At 71.2% G+C, this 16,676-nt stretch carries 10 protein-coding genes and 2 pseudogenes; 10 read left to right on the forward strand and 2 right to left on the reverse strand.

From position 1 onward, the window contains the following. Window positions 1-58: 58 nt before the first annotated feature. A pseudogene (locus B6N23_RS01580) lies at window positions 59-2,722 on the forward strand (DUF2339 domain-containing protein). Continuing rightward, on the forward strand, window positions 2,719-4,065 hold the full coding sequence (locus tag B6N23_RS01585) for a DUF3999 domain-containing protein (protein ID WP_305501481.1): 1,347 nt from the start codon (window positions 2,719-2,721) through the stop codon (window positions 4,063-4,065). Before B6N23_RS01580 ends, B6N23_RS01585 begins: the two are co-directional and overlap by 4 nt. On the opposite strand, the gene hrpB is transcribed toward B6N23_RS01585, so the two are convergent. Beyond that, the gene (hrpB, locus tag B6N23_RS01590; RefSeq protein WP_305501482.1) at window positions 4,062-6,518 is read right to left on the reverse strand and encodes an ATP-dependent helicase HrpB; all 2,457 of its coding nucleotides are present in this window, start codon (window positions 6,516-6,518) and stop codon (window positions 4,062-4,064) included. The genes B6N23_RS01585 and hrpB overlap by 4 nt on opposite strands. A gap of 79 nt (window positions 6,519-6,597) precedes the next feature. On the opposite strand from hrpB, the gene B6N23_RS01595 reads away from it, so the two are divergent. From B6N23_RS01595 to B6N23_RS01610, 4 genes are all read left to right on the forward strand, one after another. After that, window positions 6,598-7,611, forward strand: coding sequence for an ArsJ-associated glyceraldehyde-3-phosphate dehydrogenase (locus B6N23_RS01595; protein WP_305501483.1), 1,014 nt, complete (start codon window positions 6,598-6,600; stop codon window positions 7,609-7,611). Beyond that, window positions 7,608-8,825 (forward strand): organoarsenical effux MFS transporter ArsJ, encoded by a 1,218-nt coding sequence (arsJ, locus tag B6N23_RS01600; RefSeq protein ID WP_305501484.1) that lies wholly within the window; start codon window positions 7,608-7,610, stop codon window positions 8,823-8,825. Before B6N23_RS01595 ends, arsJ begins: the two co-directional genes overlap by 4 nt. Before the next feature lie 72 nt (window positions 8,826-8,897). Next, window positions 8,898-9,179, forward strand: coding sequence for a type II toxin-antitoxin system RelE/ParE family toxin (locus B6N23_RS01605; protein ID WP_305501485.1), 282 nt, complete (start codon window positions 8,898-8,900; stop codon window positions 9,177-9,179). A 10-nt stretch (window positions 9,180-9,189) separates the two neighbouring features. Beyond that, the gene (locus B6N23_RS01610) at window positions 9,190-9,486 is read left to right on the forward strand and encodes a HigA family addiction module antitoxin (RefSeq protein ID WP_305501486.1); all 297 of its coding nucleotides are present in this window, start codon (window positions 9,190-9,192) and stop codon (window positions 9,484-9,486) included. Here B6N23_RS01610 and B6N23_RS01615 read toward each other — a convergent pair. Continuing rightward, on the reverse strand, window positions 9,467-10,141 hold the full coding sequence (locus B6N23_RS01615) for a TetR/AcrR family transcriptional regulator (RefSeq protein ID WP_305501487.1): 675 nt from the start codon (window positions 10,139-10,141) through the stop codon (window positions 9,467-9,469). The two genes, B6N23_RS01610 and B6N23_RS01615, sit on opposite strands and share 20 nt — an antisense overlap. Before the next feature lie 237 nt (window positions 10,142-10,378). Here B6N23_RS01615 and xdhA point away from each other — a divergent pair, with 237 nt between their 5' ends. From xdhA to guaD, 4 genes and pseudogenes are all read left to right on the forward strand, one after another. After that, window positions 10,379-11,842 carry a xanthine dehydrogenase small subunit gene (gene xdhA / locus B6N23_RS01620; RefSeq protein ID WP_305501488.1) on the forward strand — a complete coding sequence of 488 codons (1,464 nt, stop codon included), beginning with the start codon at window positions 10,379-10,381 and terminating at the stop codon, window positions 11,840-11,842. Then, the gene (gene xdhB / locus B6N23_RS01625) at window positions 11,826-14,324 is read left to right on the forward strand and encodes a xanthine dehydrogenase molybdopterin binding subunit (protein ID WP_305501489.1); all 2,499 of its coding nucleotides are present in this window, start codon (window positions 11,826-11,828) and stop codon (window positions 14,322-14,324) included. Before xdhA ends, xdhB begins: the two co-directional genes overlap by 17 nt. Window positions 14,325-14,326: 2 nt before the next feature. Further along, a pseudogene (gene xdhC / locus B6N23_RS01630) lies at window positions 14,327-15,216 on the forward strand (xanthine dehydrogenase accessory protein XdhC). A gap of 13 nt (window positions 15,217-15,229) precedes the next feature. Further along, window positions 15,230-16,546: a guanine deaminase gene (guaD, locus tag B6N23_RS01635; protein WP_305501490.1), complete on the forward strand. Its 1,317-nt coding sequence runs from the start codon at window positions 15,230-15,232 to the stop codon at window positions 16,544-16,546. Window positions 16,547-16,676: the final 130 nt, after the last annotated feature.

Below are 16,676 nucleotides of genomic sequence, written 5' to 3' on the forward strand. Positions count from 1 at the left end.
TCCCGCGACAGCGGCACGGACCTGGCCCATGCTGGAAGTCGAGCCAGGGAGAGAGACCATGCCGCTGCTACTGCTGTTACTGACCCTGCTGGGGCTGCCGATCGCCGTGGCGATCCTGGCCCTGATACGCACGGCGCGCCTGCAGCGCCGAGTGGAGGCACTGGAGGCGGCGCTGCTGCGGCGCACGGCGCGGGACGCGAGCGTGGCGCCGGAGGGCGCCCGCGACCCTGCCCCGGGCGCACCCGCCACGCCCGCCGCCCCCTCTGCCGCGGAGCCCGCCACGCCGCGTCGAGACGGCTGGCGCGAGCCCGACCGCGCCGCACCGGCCGCCGCGCCCCGCCAGGCGAGTCGCCTCGGCACGCTCCTCACCGACCGGGCGGCCAGGCTCAAGGCCACTGCCTGGCGCTGGCTCACCGAGGGCAATGTGCCGGTCAAGGTGGGGACCCTGGTGCTCTTCGCCGGCCTGGCGGCGCTGATCCGCCACGCCACCGAGGAGGGCTGGCTGACCCTGCCGCCGGCGCTGCGACTGGCCGGCATCGCCCTGCTGGCCCTCGGAGCACTGGGCTTCGGCTGGCGCCAGCGCCAGGCGCGCCGCGTCTTTTCCCTGAGCCTTCAGGGCGGCGCCGTGGGTATCCTGCTGATGGTGATCTTCGCCGCCGCCCAGCGCTTCGGCCTGGTGCCGCTGCCCCTAGCCTTCGCCCTGAGCGTGATCCTGGTGGCCGGGCTCTGTGTGCTGGCGGTGCTGCAGAACGCCCTGGCCCTGGCGGTGCTGGGCAGCCTGGCGGGCTTCCTGGCACCGCTGTGGCTGACCTCCGGGCGCGGCGACCCGGCGGTGCTGTTCGGCTACTAGCCCCTGCTCAACCTGGGAATCTTCGCCATCGCCTGGTACCGCCCCTGGCGCCTGCTGAACCTGCTGGGGTTCCTGGCCACCTTCGTGATCGCCACCGCCTGGGGCGTGCTCGCCTACCGCCCCCAGGACTACGCCATCGCCCAGCCCTTCCTGGCCCTCTTCTTCCTGATCTATCTGGTCATCCCGATCCTCTACGCCCGCCGCCGCCCCCCGAGTCGCACCGGGCTGATGGATGGCCGGGTGGTCGACGGCAGCCTGGTCTTCGCCACCCCCCTGGTGGCCTTCGGCCTGCAGGCGGCGCTGCTGGAGGGTGCCCGCCTGCCGCTGGCCTTCTGCGCCCTGGGCCTGGGGCTCCTCTACACCCTGCTCGCCGCGCTGCTGCGGCGGCGCCCGAGCCTTCGTCCGCTCGGGGAGGCCCACGCCGTGCTGGCGGTGGGGCTGGCCACCCTGGCGGTACCCCTGGCGCTCTCGGCCCGGGTCAGCGCCAGCATCTTCGCCGTCGAAGGGGCCGCCCTGATCTGGCTGGGCCTGCGCCAGCACCGCCTGCTGCCGCAGCTGACCGGCGCGGGGCTTCAGCTGCTGGCGGGCGTCGTCCTGATCCTGAGCCTGCCCTTCCAGCGCCCGGAGACGCTGGCATTGGCCAACCCCACCTTCATGGCGGGGGCCCTCGTCGCGGCCTCCGGCCTCGCCTCGGCCTGGTGCCTCCGGCACCGGGGCCGCTCCCGCTGGGCGCTGGGGGCCTACCTGTGGGGGCTGGCCTGGTGGCTGGGGATCGCCCTCCAGGAGATCGGCCGCTTTGCCCCTTCCCACCTCGCCAACGACTGGCGCCTGGCGCTGCTCGCCCTCACCGGTGCGCTGATCGCCGAATTCCACCGTCGTCACCCCGCACCGGCCCTGGCCTGGAGCCTGGCCGCCGGCCTGCTCGCCACCCTCCCGCTGCTGGCGGCTCCCCTGGTGGCGCCGCACTCAAGTCCCGTTACCCTGAGTCAGCTCGCGCCCTGGGGCTGGGCCCTGGTGGTGATCCTGGGGGACCGGCAGCTCCGGGTGCTGCGGCTGACCGCCGTCGGCGAGCCCCACCGTCGCGAGCCCGGGGCCTTCGCCCAGGGGGCCTGGCTCTGGGCCCTGGCACTCTTTCTCACCGGGGCGCTGCTGGCCGCCCTGCCGCCTCCCCTCGGTGAGGGCTGGCGGCTGGCGGCGGCGCTGCTGCCCTGGCTCGGCCTGCTCGCCCTGCTGCTTCTGCACCCGCCCCTGCTCCTGGCGGCCATGCTGCCGCGAGCCCAGGCGTGGCGGCCGGCACTGGCGGCTAGCCTCGCCCTGGCCCTGGCGGCACTCTGGCTCCTGCTCCTCGGCAGGCCCGGAAGCCCTGCGCCGCTGACCTGGTGGCCGCTGCTCAATCCGCTGTTCCTGGCCCAGGGGGCCAGCCTGCTGGTGCTCTGGCGGCTACAGCGGGACCCGATCTGTCCCGCCCGGCTGCAGGAGCGAGGCGTCCTGGCCCTGGCACTGGCCGCCTTTGCCCTGCTCTCCCTGGAGGTGCTGCGCGGCGCCCACCTGCTCGACCTCGGCCCCTGGTCGCCGTCCCTGCTGGAGCACCAGGCGGTGCAGACCGCCCTGACGCTGCTGTGGAGCGTCCTCGGCGTCAGCGGCTGGATCCTGGGGTCTCGGCGCCGACTGCGCGAGGTGTGGCTGGTCTCGGCGCTGCTGATGGCCGTCGTGCTGGCCAAGCTGGTGCTGGTGGACCGCACCCATCTCGGCAACCTGCTCGGCATCGCCTCCTTTATCGGCTATGGCCTGCTCTGCATCGCGGTGGGCTATATAGCCCCGGCCCCCCCGCGCCAGGCACGGGAGCCGGCGCTCCGGGAGGAGACCCCATGACATCACCCCCTTCGATTTTCCGACTCTGGCTGGCAGCGCTGCTCTGCTGGGCGCCCCTGGCGCTGGCCGACGACCTGGCCACCTCCTGGCAGCAGGCCTGGCCGATCATCGTCGATGCCGAAGCGCCGGCCTATCGACTGACCCTCCCGTCGGAGGTCTATGCCACCCTGCACACCCCCGCCCTGGCGGATCTCCAGGTGTTCGACAGCCGAGGTCGAGCGGTGCCCACCCTGCTGCGCCCGAGCGGGCCGGCGGAGACCGCGGAGGAGCAGCGCCAGGCCGTCCCCTGGTTCCCGCTGCCTCTGCCTGCGCGCAGCGAGGCGCGCTGGGAGCTGGTCGCCGAGACCGACCCCTCGGGGCGGCTGCGCCGGGTGGAGAGCCGAGGCGTTCAACCCGGGAGTGAGCGCGGCGACGGCGCCGCCCTGGTCGACCTGAGCGGTCTCACGGCGCCGGTGACGGCCCTGGAGCTTGAGTGGGAGGCCAGCGAGCGCCCCGTGGACAGCCGCTACCGGCTCGAGGCGAGCGATGACCTGGAGCGCTGGCGGCCACTCCCCGCCCGGGGGCGGCTTCTCGATATCGCCCATGAGGGCGAGCAGCTGGTACGCCGACGGCTGGAGCTGGACGCGGTCTCGCCGCGCTACCTGAGGCTGCGTCCGGACGACGGCTCGCCGCCGGTTGAACTGAGCGGCGTGGTGGCGGTGACCCGCCCACCGGCTTCGCTGCCCGAGCCCGAATGGCGGGTCCTGGCGGGCAGCCCCCAGGGAGACCAGGCGTTTCACTATCGCCTGGGGCAGCGGCTGCCGGTGACGCTGGCGGACGTGGAGAGCGAGGCGTCCTATGCCAGCCAGTGGCGGATCTACAGCCGTGAGCATGAGGACGCCCCCTGGCAGCTGCGGGCCGCCCCCTGGACGGGCTATCGGCTGGCCGACGACGGCGAGGTGCTGCGTTCGGCGCCGCAGCCCCTTCGCGCCCCCAGCCGGGATCGGCATTGGCGCCTGGTAAGCACATCATGGAGCGCCGAGGCGCCGCCCGGGCTACGCCTGGGCTACCGGCCGGAGCAGCTGGTCTTCCTGGCCGAGGGGGAGCCGCCCTGGCGACTCGCCGCCGGCAGCGCCCGGGAGAGCCGCCGGCCCGCGCCCGTGGAGGCGGTGCTGGCCTCCCTGGCCGAGCGTCACGGCGCGGGGTGGCAGCCGGCCGCGGCACGCCTGGGGGAGGCACAGCCCCTGGCCGGTGAAGCGGCGCTGCGCCCGCCCCGGGACTGGACCCAGTGGCTGCTGTGGGGCGTGCTGATCCTCGGGGCAGGGCTGGTCGGCGGCCTGGCACTTCGCCTGCTGCGAAGCTAGCTCCGGTCGCGCCGCTTGGTGCGGGCGGTGGCCTCGGCAGTGGTGGGATATTCCGGCCAGGGGTGCTTGGGGTAGCGGCCGCGCATCTCCTTGCGTACCTCCGGATAGCCATTGGCCCAGAAGCTAGCCAGGTCCGCGGTGACCTGCAGGGGGCGGCGTGCCGGCGAGAGCAGATGCAAGAGCACCGCCTCGCGGCCCTCGGCCACCCGGGGCGAGGCCTGCCAGCCGAAGCACTCCTGGAGCTTCACCGCCAGCACCGGCGGCTGGCCCTCCCGGCAGGGGGCATAGTCCACCCGATGGCTGGCGCCGCTGGGCACCGGGAGCCGCTCCGGGGCCAGTTCGTCCAGGCGGGCGCGAAGCGGCCAGTCGAGGGTGTCGAGCAGCAGGCGCGCCAGGGGCAGGCGCTCCACGGCGTCGAGCCGGGTGATGCCATCGAGGTGCGGAGCAAGCCACGCCTCGAGGCTCGCGAGCAGTGCCTCGTCGGACCAGTCGGGCCAGGCTGCCTGCTCATCAGAGTCGAAGGTGCGGCGCAGCAGCGCCACCCTCCCCTGTAACTGAGTCAGGACGTCATCCCGGGGGAGCCCCCGGCGGCGCAGCGCCTCGATCAGCGCCGCCCTGACCGCCTCGGCCGGCGGCTTGGCCAGAGGTCTTCGCTCCAGCACCACCGCGCCCAGGCCGCGCACCTGCTCGCCGATCAGGCGGCCTTCGGCGTCGGACCACGCAAGGCTCGCCCGCCACTCGCCGCACTCGGGATAGAGCACTTCCATCCGCTTTTGAGAGAGCCCCACGGCGCGAAAGATCCGCGCCCCGCTCGCCTCGCCGTCCAGCTCCACCGCCACCAGCAGCGCCGCGTGGGCCAGGGGGTGGTGGTCGGGCAGGGTCGCCAGGCCCCCGCTAGCCAGGCGAAAGCGGCCCGGGACATCCAGGCGCTGGGCGATGCGCTCCGGATAGGCCAGCGCCAGCAGCTCACCGAGCGGGGCCAGGCCTGCCACCTTGAGACTCACCTGGGCGATACGGGCCAGCCGCTCGGCGTCCCGCTGCCACTGACGGTGCTCCCTCGGCGCCTTGAGCCGTGCCTGCAGCGCCTGTTCGAGGTCACGCTCGTCGTCCAGGCCGCGCCCTTCGAGCAGCGCGACCAGGGCGCAGGCCAGCGGCAGCGCGTCGAGCGCTCGGGCGCGCTCCAGCATGGCCGCGAGACGCGGATGGGTGGGCCAGCGGGCGGCCCGGCGACCCAGCTCGGAGAGGTGGTGCTCGGCATCCAGCAGCCCCAGGCGCCCGAGCAGCTCGCGGCCGGCGGAAAGTGCCGCGGCGGGAGGCGGGGTCACCCAGGCGAGGCTACCCGGGTCGGTCACGCCCCAGCGCGCCAGTTCGAAGGCCAGCGGGGCAAGGTCGGCCTGGCGCATCTCCGGCTCGCCGTGGGGAACGAGCGGCTGCTCCTCGGCCCAGAGCCGCAGGCAGAGGCCGGGGCCCTGGCGGCCGGCCCGGCCTCGGCGCTGGTCGGCACTGGCGCGGTTGACGCGGCGCGTCACGAGGCGGGTCAGGCCGCTTCGCGGCTGGAACACCGGCACCCGCTCCTGCCCTGCGTCCATCACCAGGCGCACGCCGTCCACGGTGACGCTGGACTCGGCGATGGCGGTGGCGAGCACCACGCGCCGTCGCCCCTCAGGGTCTGGGCGCAGGGCGCGGCGCTGAGCCTCGAGCGGCAGGCGGCCGTGGAGCTCCATGACGGCAAGCTCGGGCGACCGGTTCGACAGCTCCCGGGCCAGGCGACGGATCTCCGCCACCCCGGGGAGGATCACCAGGGCGTCGCCTGCCTGCTGCCCCATGGCGTCGAGCAGCGCCCGGGCCTGCTGGGGCGCGGCCTCTTCCCGCGCGTTGAGGGCGCGGTAGCGGGTCGCTACGGGAAAGGTGCGCCCCGGGCAGTCGATCACCGGGGTGCCCTCGCCCAGCACGCCGAGCAGGGCCTCGACGTCCAGGGTCGCCGACATCACCAGGAGGCGCAGATCGTCGCGCACCGACTGGGCGTCCAGGGCCAGCGCCAGGCCGAGGTCGGCCTCCAGGCTGCGCTCGTGGAACTCGTCGAAGAGGATGCCGGCTACCCCCTCCAGCAGCGGGTCCTCCTGGAGCATGCGGGTCAGCACGCCCTGGGTCACTACCTCGAGGCGGGTGTGCGGGCCGACCCGGCTCTCGCCGCGCATTCGGTAGCCCACCGTGTCGCCTACGCTTTCCCCCAGGCTTTCCGCCATAAAGCCGGCGGCAAGCCGCGCCGCCACCCGCCGGGGTTCCAACAGCAGCAGCCGGCCCTCGCGGGCCCAGGGGGCCTCGAGCAGCGCCAGGGGCACCCGCGTGGTCTTGCCGGCGCCGGGCTCGGCCACCAGCAGCGCGCGCGAGTGTGCCGCCAGGGCGGCCTGGATGGCGTCGAGCCGCGCCTCGATGGGCAGGCCGGCTGTCATCGAACTGTCATCTGAATTCATATACGATTCGCCATATATACTCATTCTCCCACCCCCCTGATACCCAAGGAGCCTTCCCATGGCGATACGCATCGGCATCAACGGTTTCGGCCGCATCGGCCGCCTGGCCCTGCGCGCCGGCTGGACGAACCCGGAGCTTGAGTTCGTGCAGATCAACGCCCCGGGCGGCGACGCCGCCACCTTCGCCCACCTGCTGCAGTTCGACTCGGTGCACGGCCAGTGGACGGGCGGCGGCGATGATATCACGGCGGACGACGGCGCCCTGACGGTGGCCGGCCGGCGCATCGCCTACACTGCCAAGCGCGAGATCGAGGCCACCGACTGGACCGGCTGCGACGTGGTGATCGAGGCCTCGGGCAAGATGAAGACCACCGACAAGCTCCAGGCCTACCTGGAGCAGGGGGTCAAGCGGGTGGTGGTGAGCGCCCCGGTAAAGGACGAGGGGGTGCTCAACCTGGTGGTAGGCGTCAACGATCATCTGTTCGACCCGGCCCGCCACCGCATCGTCACCGCGGCGAGCTGCACCACCAACTGCCTGGCGCCGGTGGTCAAGGTGATCCACGAGACGCTCGGCATCCGCCACGGCTCCATGACCACCATCCACGACATCACCAACACCCAGACGATTCTGGATGCCCCCCACAAGGATCTCAGGCGCGCCCGGGCCTGCGGCATGAGCCTGATCCCGACGACCACAGGCTCCGCGAAGGCGATCACCGCCATCTTCCCGGAGCTCGAAGGCAAGTTGAACGGCCACGCCGTGCGCGTGCCGCTCGCCAATGCCTCGCTCACCGACATGGTGTTCGAGGTCAAGCGAGAGACCACCGAGGAGGAGGTCAACACCCTGCTGAAGGAGGCCGCCGAGGGCCCGCTTGCCGGCATCCTCGGCTACGAGGAGCGCCCGCTGGTCTCCATCGACTATCGCACCGACCCGCGCAGCTCCATCGTCGATGCCCTCTCCACCATGGTGGTGGCCGGCACCCAGGTGAAACTCTACGCCTGGTACGACAACGAGTATGGCTACGCCTGCCGAACCGCGGAGCTGGCCGCCAAGGTGGGCCTCGCGGGATGATCGCTCGCGTCGCTGCCCTACCCCGGGAGATCCGCCAGTACCTGATGGTCACCGGCAACTACTGGGCCTTCACCCTCACCGACGGCGCCCTGCGCATGCTGGTGGTGCTCTATTTCCACCAGCTGGGCTACTCGGCACTCGAGGTGGCGCTGCTGTTTCTCTTCTACGAGTTCTTCGGGGTGGTGACCAATCTGGTGGGGGGCTGGCTGGGTGCGCGCCTCGGGCTCAACCGCACCATGAACCTGGGCCTCGGCCTGCAGGTGGTGGCGCTGGCCATGCTGCTGGTGCCGGTGGCCTGGCTCTCGGTGCCCTGGGTGATGGCTGCCCAGGCGCTTTCGGGCATCGCCAAGGACCTCAACAAGATGAGCGCCAAGAGCGCCATCAAGACCCTGGTGCCGGCCGGCGACGCCGAGCATCAGTCCCTCTACCGCTGGGTGGCGCTGCTCACCGGCTCCAAGAACGCGCTCAAGGGCGTGGGCTTCTTCCTGGGGGGCCTGCTGCTGACCCTGATCGGCTTCCAGGGGGCCATACTCGCCATGGCGGTGATGCTGGCCGGGGTGCTGGCGCTGTCGCTTGCGCGCCTCGACGGCGATCTGGGCCGGGCCAAGGCCAAGCCGAAGTTTCGCGAGATGCTTTCCAAGAGCCGCGCCATCAATATCCTGTCGGCGGCGCGAATGTGCCTGTTCGGCGCACGGGACGTCTGGTTCGTGGTGGCCCTACCGGTCTTCCTGGCCACCCAGTTCGGTTGGGACAGCTGGCGGGTGGGGGGCTTCCTGGCGCTCTGGGTGATCGGCTACGGGGCGGTGCAGGCGGTCGCCCCCAGGATCACCGGGGGCACGGCGGGTCGCGGTGCCGCCATCGCCTGGGCCTCGGCGCTTACCGCCCTGCCGGCGCTGATCGCCCTGGGTCTTGAAGGACAGCTCCTGGCGGCGCAGCCGCAGCTGGTGCTGCTCGGGGGGTTGATGCTGTTCGGCGTAGTGTTCGCGGTGAACTCCAGCCTGCACAGCTTTTTGATCGTGCGCATGGCGCGCTCGGACGGGGTCTCGCTGGACGTGGGCTTCTACTACATGGCCAACGCCATGGGACGGCTGATCGGCACCCTGCTCTCCGGCTGGCTCTACCTCGCCGGCGGCCTCGTCGCCACACTCTGGGTCTCCAGTGCCCTGCTCGCCGCCACCGTGCTGATCAGCCTGGCGCTGCCGAAGGCGGCGTGAGCCTGATATAACGCCTTGCGTCATATAACGCATGGCGTTATATTTTCTTCAAAAGTTTCACATGCCTCGACCATGATCGCTTCCTTCAAGGACAAGCAGACCGCCCTTATTGCTCAGGGCCGGGTAGCGAAACGCCTCCCGCATGACATGCAGCGCAATGCCTTGAAGAAGCTGCGCCAGCTCGGTGCCGCTGCCACGCTGGACGACCTTCGCATTCCACCCGGCAATCGCCTCGAGGCACTGCAGGGGGACCGGGCAGGCCAGCACAGTATTCGGATCAATGCCCAATGGCGAATCTGCTTTCTTTTCGAAGACGGTAACGCCTGGGATGTGGAGATCGTTGATTACCATTGAGGAGGCCGCCATGACGCAAGCCAACGATTACCTGCCCAACGTGCATCCCGGTGAGATCCTGCTCGAGGACTTCATCGAGCCGCTGGGCCTGACCAAGAACGGGCTAGCCAGCGCCATCGGGGTACCGGCCACGCGAATCGGCGAGATCACTCGCGGCAAACGTGCCATCACTGCCGATACCGACCTGCGCCTCTCCCGCTTTCTCGGCACCAGCGAGGGCTACTGGCTGCGGCTGCAGAACGCCTACGACCTGGAGGAAGCCCGCCGCAAGGGCGATTTCCGCGGCATCAAGCCTCGCGCGGCCTGACACCGCACCCCTTGAGGATCACTCGGGTGAGGAAGGCGGTGATCTGTTCCACATCGGCGTCACTGAGCTCACCCTTGCCGGTGATGCCAAGCACCTGGGCCTCGAAGTCGGCGTAGTGCTGGGTGGCGGACCAGATCAGGAATATCAGCCAGACCGGCTCAACCGGATCCATCAGGCCGCGCTCGGCCCACTGGCGGAAGATCGCCCCGCGCTCCTCCACCCAGGCGCGCAGCTCGCCGCTCAGGTACTCCTGCAGGAAGGGGGCCCCGGCCAGGATCTCGGCGGCGAACAGCCGTGAGCCCTCCGGGTGGCGCCGGGAAAGCGCCATCTTGCTGCGGATGAAGGCCTCCAGCACCTCGGCGGGATCATCGTCCACCGAGATATCGTCCAGCAGCGCATTCCAGCGCGCCATCATCCGCTCCAGCAGGCGCACGTAGAGCCCACGCTTGCTGCCCATGTAGTAGAGCACGTTGGACTTGGGCAGCCCCGCCGCCTCCGCGATGGCCTGGACGCTGGCGCCGCGATAGCCGTGGGCGGCGAAGATCTTCTCCGCCGCGGCGAGGATCTCGCGCTCGTTGCGCTCGCGGGTCGCGCCCCCGGCCTCACCCCTCTCCCGCCCACGGCGTATATCCGCCGGACTCGCGACTTCTGTCATCTGCCTGTTCCCTGTGCCAGTGGTCTCCGCCGAGAGTGCCGCACCGCGGCGGTGCATGCAATTGCCGGCCGCCTCGGGATGGCGACATGAGGCGAAGGTCGCGAGCGACTGGCTTGCAAAGTCGGCCATCGTTGGCCATGCTGAATACAACCTGACCATATGGTCAACATGCCGACTTCCCTGATGGTCGGTGACGACCGGGGTACGCCCCCAGCGATCTATAACAGAGACAATGTCATGATCGACTTCCTGCTCAACGGGCAGCCCCGCCGGTGCGAGGCCACGCCCGATACCAGTGTGCTCGAGCTTCTGCGCGACTCCCTCGGCCAGACCGGCACCAAGGAGGGTTGCGCCTCCGGCGACTGCGGCGCCTGCACCGTGGCCATCGGCGAGGCCGGTCCCGACGGCCGGGTGCGCTATCACAGCGCCAACGCCTGCATCACCCCCGCCCACCAGCTCCAGGGCCGGTCGCTTGTCACCGTGGAGGGGCTCGCACGAGGCGAGGCTCTCCATCCCGCCCAGGCGGCCATGGTGACCTGTCACGCCAGCCAGTGCGGCTTCTGTACTCCAGGCATCGTGATGTCGCTCTTCACCCTGCACGAGGAGCAGCAGCAGAGGCCCGCGCCGCTGACCCCCGAGCGGCTCGAAGCGGCGCTGGGCGGCAACCTCTGCCGCTGCACCGGCTATCGCCCGATCCGCGACGCGGCACTCTCCATGGGGGAGCACCCTTACGCGCGTCCCGAGTGGCTGGACCTCGCCGTGGATGCCAGCGCACCCTCTCAGGAACCCACGGCCGATAACGCCTTCGTGCAGCCCGTGACCCTGGCCGAACTGGTCGAGGAGCGTCGCCGCCACCCCGAGGCGCCCATCGTCGCCGGCGGCACCGACCTCTGGCTGGAGGTGACCCAGCGCCTGCGCCGCTTCGAGCGCCTGGTGGATGTGACCCGGGTGGCCGAGCTCACCGCCATCGAGGAGGCCACCCTGGCGGATGGCCGCGAAGGCTGGTGGATCGGCGGTGCGGTGACCTACGCGCACCTGGCGCCGCTGCTAGAGGCCCACTACCCCGCCTTCGCCCACCTGCTGCACCGCCTGGGCTCCGCCCAGGTGCGCAACCGCGGCACCCTGGGGGGCAACATCGCCAACGCCTCGCCCATCGGCGACACCCCGCCGGTGCTGCTGGCGCTGGGGTCGCGACTTCGGCTCGCAGGGCCGGACGGTGAAAGGGAGCTACCCCTCGACGACTTCTTCCTGGACTACAAGCAGACCGCCCTGCTCAAGGACAAGGGCGAGGTGATCCGCGCTATCTTCCTGCCGCGCCCCGAACCGGGGCGACACCTCAAGGTGTGGAAGCTGTCCAAGCGTCGAGAGGATGATATCTCGGCGGTGCTGGGCGCCTTCTCCTGGCGCCTGGAGGACGGGGTGCTGCGCGAGGTGCGCCTCGCCTTCGGCGGCATGGCGGCCATACCGAAACGGGCCGCCGCCGCCGAGGCGGCGCTGGAGGGTCAGCCACCCACGGTGGCCAGCTTCCAGGCGGCTCGCGCCGCCCTGGGGCAGGCGTTCTCACCGATGAGCGACGTGCGCGGCAGCGCCTACTACCGCTCGCTTTCCGCCGCCAACCTGCTGGAGCGGCTGCGCCTTGTCATCGCGCAGCAGCAAGCCCACTCTGACCGGGAGGTGATGCTCCATGCGTACGCTCACTAAGCTCGACAAGATCAAAGGTGATGTCGGCACCGACTCCGCCGAGGCGCGGCGGGAACTCGACGACCGCATCCAGGGGGCGAGCCCGCTGGCTCGCGACACCCTTCTCCCCGGCAGCGCCGGCCACTCCCAGGCCCACGAGAGCGCGGTGAAGCACGTGACCGGTCGCGCCGCCTATATCGACGACCTCAAGGTACCGGCGGACTGCCTGCACGTGGCCCTGGCGCTTTCGCCGGTGGCCCACGGCCGGTTGACCGGCGTGGCCCTCGACAAGGTCCGGGCGCTACCCGGGGTGGTGGACGTGGTCGGCATCGAGGAGGTGCCCGGCCACACCGATATCGGCCCGGTCTTTCCCGGCGACCCGATCTTCGTCGAGGACGAGATCAGCTACGCAGGCCAGGTGCTCTTCGCCGTGGCCGCCGAGGGCCACCGCGCCGCCCGGGAGGCGGTGAAGGCGGCCTTCGATGCCGGCCTGGTCACGATCGACGAGCGGCCGGCGAGTCTCGATGCGGTGGTCGCCGCCGAGCGCGGCGAGTTCGTGAGGCCCACCCACATCCAGCAGCGCGGCGACTGGGAGGCGGCGCTGGGAGGCGCCAGCCAGGTCGTCGAGGGCGAACAGTTCGTGGGCGGCCAGGAGCACTTCTATCTCGAGGGCCAGGCCTGCCTGGTCACGCCCACCGAGGACGAGGGGGTGGTGGTCCACACCTCCAACCAGCACCCGAGCGAGACCCAGAAGCTGGTGGCCGAAGTGCTGGGCATACCCTTCCATGCGGTGACCGTGGAGGTGAGACGCATGGGCGGCGGCTTCGGCGGCAAGGAGACCCAGGCCTCGCCCTGGGCCTGCATCGCCGCGCTGATCGCTCGGCGCACCGGCCGCGCGGCCAGGCTGCGCCTGCCCCGCGGTGACGACATGCGGGTCACCGGCAAGCGCCACCCCTTCCACAACCGCTACCGGCTGGGCGTAGATGACAAGGGCGTGATTCAGGGCGGCGAGATCACCGTGATCGGCGACTGCGGCTACTCGCCGGACTTGTCGGATGCCATCGTCGACCGCGCCATGTTCCACGCCGACAACGCCTACTCCCTGGGCGCGGCCCGGGTGACCGGTCATCGCGCCCGCACCCATACCGCCTCCAACACCGCCTTCCGCGGCTTCGGCGGCCCCCAGGGGATGATGGTGATCGAGGCGGCCATGGACGATATCGCCCGCCGGGTGGGAGAGGACCCGCTCACCGTGCGCAAGCGCAATCTCTATCGCCACGAGAGCGACGGCACCCAGGGGGATGCCCTCCCCCACGACGTGACACATTACGGCCAGACCGTTGACCAGGTCGGCCTGCTGCACGAGCTGATCGAGCGCCTGGAGGCGAGCAGCGACTACTGGACCCGGCGCGAGGCCATCACCGCCTTCAACGCGGACAGCCCCGTGATCAAGCGCGGCCTGGCACTGACCCCGGTGAAGTTCGGCATCTCCTTTACCGCCAAGCACCTCAACCAGGCCGGCGCCCTGCTCCACGTCTATACCGACGGCAGCGTGCAGATCAACCACGGCGGCACCGAGATGGGCCAGGGGCTGCATACCAAGATCTGCCAGGTGGTGGCCCGGGAGCTGGCGCTGGACCTCGACAGCGTCCGCATCACCGCCACCCGCACCGACAAGGTGCCCAACACCTCCCCCACCGCCGCCTCGAGCGGCGCGGACCTCAACGGCATGGCCGCCCGCGACGCCTGCCTGACGCTCAAGGCGCGGCTCTTCGACTTCGCCGCCGAGCACTATGCACTCGACCGCGAGGCGATGCGCCTGGAGGCGGGGCATCTGGTGGCAGGCGTTGGTGAGAGCGAGCGGCGCATCCCCTGGGGCGAGCTGGTGCAGGCGGCCTATCTGGGCCGCGTCTCGCTCTCCGAGAAGGGCTTCTACGCCACGCCGCTGATCCACTACGACCGCGGCACCGGCCAGGGGCGCCCCTTCTACTACTACGCCTTCGGGGCCGCTGTGGCCGAGGTGAGCGTGGACACCCTGAGCGGCGAGTACCAGGTGAACCGGGTCGACATCCTGCACGACGTGGGCGACTCCCTGAACCCGGCCATCGATATCGGCCAGGTGGAGGGCGGCTTCATCCAGGGCATGGGCTGGCTGACCAGCGAGGAACTCAAGTGGAACGAGGCCGGCCGGCTGATCTCCGACGGGCCGGCCACCTACAAGATCCCCACCTACGGCGACCTGCCCCCGGTATTCAACGTCGCGCTGATGGAGGGACATCCCAACTCCATGGCCAGCATCTACCGCTCCAAGGCGGTGGGCGAGCCGCCCTTCATGCTGGGCATCTCGGTATGGTCGGCGCTGCGTGACGCCCTGGCGAGCCTCGCCGACTACCGCGAAGCCCCGCGGCTCGACACCCCGGCCACGCCGGAACGGGTGCTGCTGGCCGCCGAGGCGCTGCGTTCACGCCACAGCGACTGGCCGCCGGCCTTCGGGGGGCAGTGACCGTGGCCCCGCAGAGCACGCCCCCGGCGAGCGAAAGGCGTCCCGAGAGCTGGCACGCTGCCCTGCATCGCCTGCAGCGCGACGGCGCTCCCCACGCCCTGGCCACCCAGGTGACCAGCGCCGGCTCCACGCCCCGGGAGCCCGGGGCGCGGATGGTGATCACCCTGGATGCCGTCTTCGACACCCTCGGCGGCGGCACCTTCGAGTACCAGGTGATCGAGGCCGCCAGGGCGCGGCTCGTAGGCAACGATGGCCATCCCGAGGGGGGCATCAGCCTCGAGGCCTTCTCCCGGGGCGGGCGCAGCGGCCAGTGCTGCGGCGGCTTCGTCAACGTGCTGGTCGAGGTCTTCCCGGGCAGCGCCACCACCCTGGCGCTGTTCGGTGCCGGCCACGTGGGTACCGAGCTCGTGCGCCTGGCCGCCCCGCTGCCCTGGCAGGTGCGGTGGCACGACAGCCGGGAGGCGATCTTCCCCGACTGGGCGGCTGAGCAGCCGCGGCTCGCCTGCCGCCACCCCCCGACCCGGCCGCCGCCGTGGCGGCGCTGCCGCCCGGCGCCCATGCCCTGGTGCTGACCCACGACCACGCCGAGGATCTCGCCCTGGTGGATGCTCTGCTCGCCCGTGGCGACGTCGCCTCCCTCGGTTTGATCGGCTCGACCAGCAAGTGGGCCAGCTTTCGCTCGCGGCTGGGCAAGGCCGGTCACGACGAGGCGGCGCTTGCCCGGGTGCGCTGCCCCATCGGCATGGCGGCAGGTGGCACCGGGGGGGACAAGACCCCCTACGCCATTGCGCTAGCCACCCTCGCCGAGCTCCTGCCGCTGACGGCAAGCGTCGAGCGCCCCGATCAGCGCGGCCTCGACCCCGCCGAGCTGCGCCACCTGTTTACTTCATGAGCCCCTGACCACAATGACGACGAACGACTCGCGCCTGCTGCGCGCCGAACTGCTGAGCTTCGATGCCGACCCCGGCGACGAGGACACCCCCGCCCCGGGCAGCGTCACCCCCCCCCCGGACGGTGTCCTGTGGATCGAGAATGGGCGGATCCGGGCCAGCGGCGACTACGCTACCCTGGCCCCCGAGCTGCCCCCGGGCCTCGAGGTGATCGATCACCGCGGCAAGCTGATCACCCCCGGCTTCATCGACAGCCACGTCCACTACGTGCAGCTGGAGATCATGGCCTCCTACGGGCGCCAGCTGCTCGACTGGCTCAACGACTACACCTTCCCGGAGGAGCTAAGGTTCGCCAGCCGCGAGCACGCAGACGCCCTCTCGGAGGCCTTCCTCGACGAGATGCTCAAGGTCGGCACCACCACCGCCCAGGTGTTCTGCTCGAGCCACCCGGTCTCGGTGGACGCCTTCTTCGCGGCGAGCCAGCGCCGCGGGCTCTGCATGCTGGCCGGCAAGGTGCTGATGGACCGCCACGCCCCCGAGGGACTCACCGACGACACCCTGGGCGGCATCCGCGACAGCGAGCGACTGATCGGCGACTGGCACGGCAAGGGGCGGCTCGGCTACAGCCTCACCCCGCGCTTCGCGCCCACCTCCACCAGGGCCCAGCTCGACGCCACCGGCGCCATCCTGAGAAACGACCCGAGCCTCTGGCTGCAGACCCACCTGGCCGAGAACACCGGCGAGCTGGACTGGGTGGCGGAGCTCTTCCCCGGCAGCCGCGACTACCTCGCGGTCTACGAGGCCTCGGGCCTGGTGGGGCCGCGCAGCACCTTCGCCCACGGCATCCACCTGGACCAGGAGATGCGCGCACGCCTGGCCGAGCGCGGCGCCAACCTCGCCTTCTGCCCGAGCTCCAACCTCTTTCTGGGCAGCGGCCTCTTCGACCGCCAGGCAGCCCGCGAGATGGGGCTGGGCGTGACCTTCGCCAGCGACGTGGGCGGCGGTACCGACCTCTCGGGGCTTGCCACCCTGAAGGCCGCCTACCAGGTCGGCCAGCTGCGCGGCCAGCCCCTCACCGCCTGGCAGGGCTTCCATGGCCTGACCCTAGGCAACGCCCGGGCCCTGTCCTTGAGCGATCGCATCGGCCGCCTGGCGCCGGGCATGGACGCCGACTTCGTGGTGCTCGACCCCGCAGCGACCCCGCTGCTGGCGCGGCGCACCGCGCGCTGCCGCACGTTCGGCGAGACGCTCTTCGCGCTGATGATGCTTGGCGACGATCGCAGCGTGGCCGAGACCTGGGCCGGAGGGCGCCTGCAGCACCGCCGCTCCTGAGCGGGCGTGCCGCCCATTCACCATCACCACACTAAGCGCACCTGACACGACGGCCCTCCGCGCATGGAGGGCCATCGCCAGCGGGCCAACTGCGGCCCATAGTTGACCATATGGTCAGAAACCCACAACA

The organism is Halomonas alkalicola (assembly GCF_030704205.1).
In the GTDB taxonomy this organism is placed as follows: domain Bacteria; phylum Pseudomonadota; class Gammaproteobacteria; order Pseudomonadales; family Halomonadaceae; genus Halomonas; species Halomonas alkalicola.

What these genes read in the sequence shown, in the direction of transcription:
- B6N23_RS01585 (WP_305501481.1), top strand. Translation starts at nt 2,719, where the DNA reads ATGACATCACCCCCTTCGATTTTCCGACTCTGGCTGGCAGCGCTGCTC.
- hrpB (WP_305501482.1), bottom strand. Translation starts at nt 6,518, where the DNA reads ATGACAGCCGGCCTGCCCATCGAGGCGCGGCTCGACGCCATCCAGGCC.
- xdhB (WP_305501489.1), top strand. Translation starts at nt 11,826, where the DNA reads ATGCGTACGCTCACTAAGCTCGACAAGATCAAAGGTGATGTCGGCACC.
- B6N23_RS01605 (WP_305501485.1), top strand. Translation starts at nt 8,898, where the DNA reads ATGATCGCTTCCTTCAAGGACAAGCAGACCGCCCTTATTGCTCAGGGC.
- guaD (WP_305501490.1), top strand. Translation starts at nt 15,230, where the DNA reads ATGACGACGAACGACTCGCGCCTGCTGCGCGCCGAACTGCTGAGCTTC.
- arsJ (WP_305501484.1), top strand. Translation starts at nt 7,608, where the DNA reads ATGATCGCTCGCGTCGCTGCCCTACCCCGGGAGATCCGCCAGTACCTG.
- xdhA (WP_305501488.1), top strand. Translation starts at nt 10,379, where the DNA reads ATGATCGACTTCCTGCTCAACGGGCAGCCCCGCCGGTGCGAGGCCACG.
- B6N23_RS01610 (WP_305501486.1), top strand. Translation starts at nt 9,190, where the DNA reads ATGACGCAAGCCAACGATTACCTGCCCAACGTGCATCCCGGTGAGATC.
- B6N23_RS01615 (WP_305501487.1), bottom strand. Translation starts at nt 10,141, where the DNA reads ATGACAGAAGTCGCGAGTCCGGCGGATATACGCCGTGGGCGGGAGAGG.
- B6N23_RS01595 (WP_305501483.1), top strand. Translation starts at nt 6,598, where the DNA reads ATGGCGATACGCATCGGCATCAACGGTTTCGGCCGCATCGGCCGCCTG.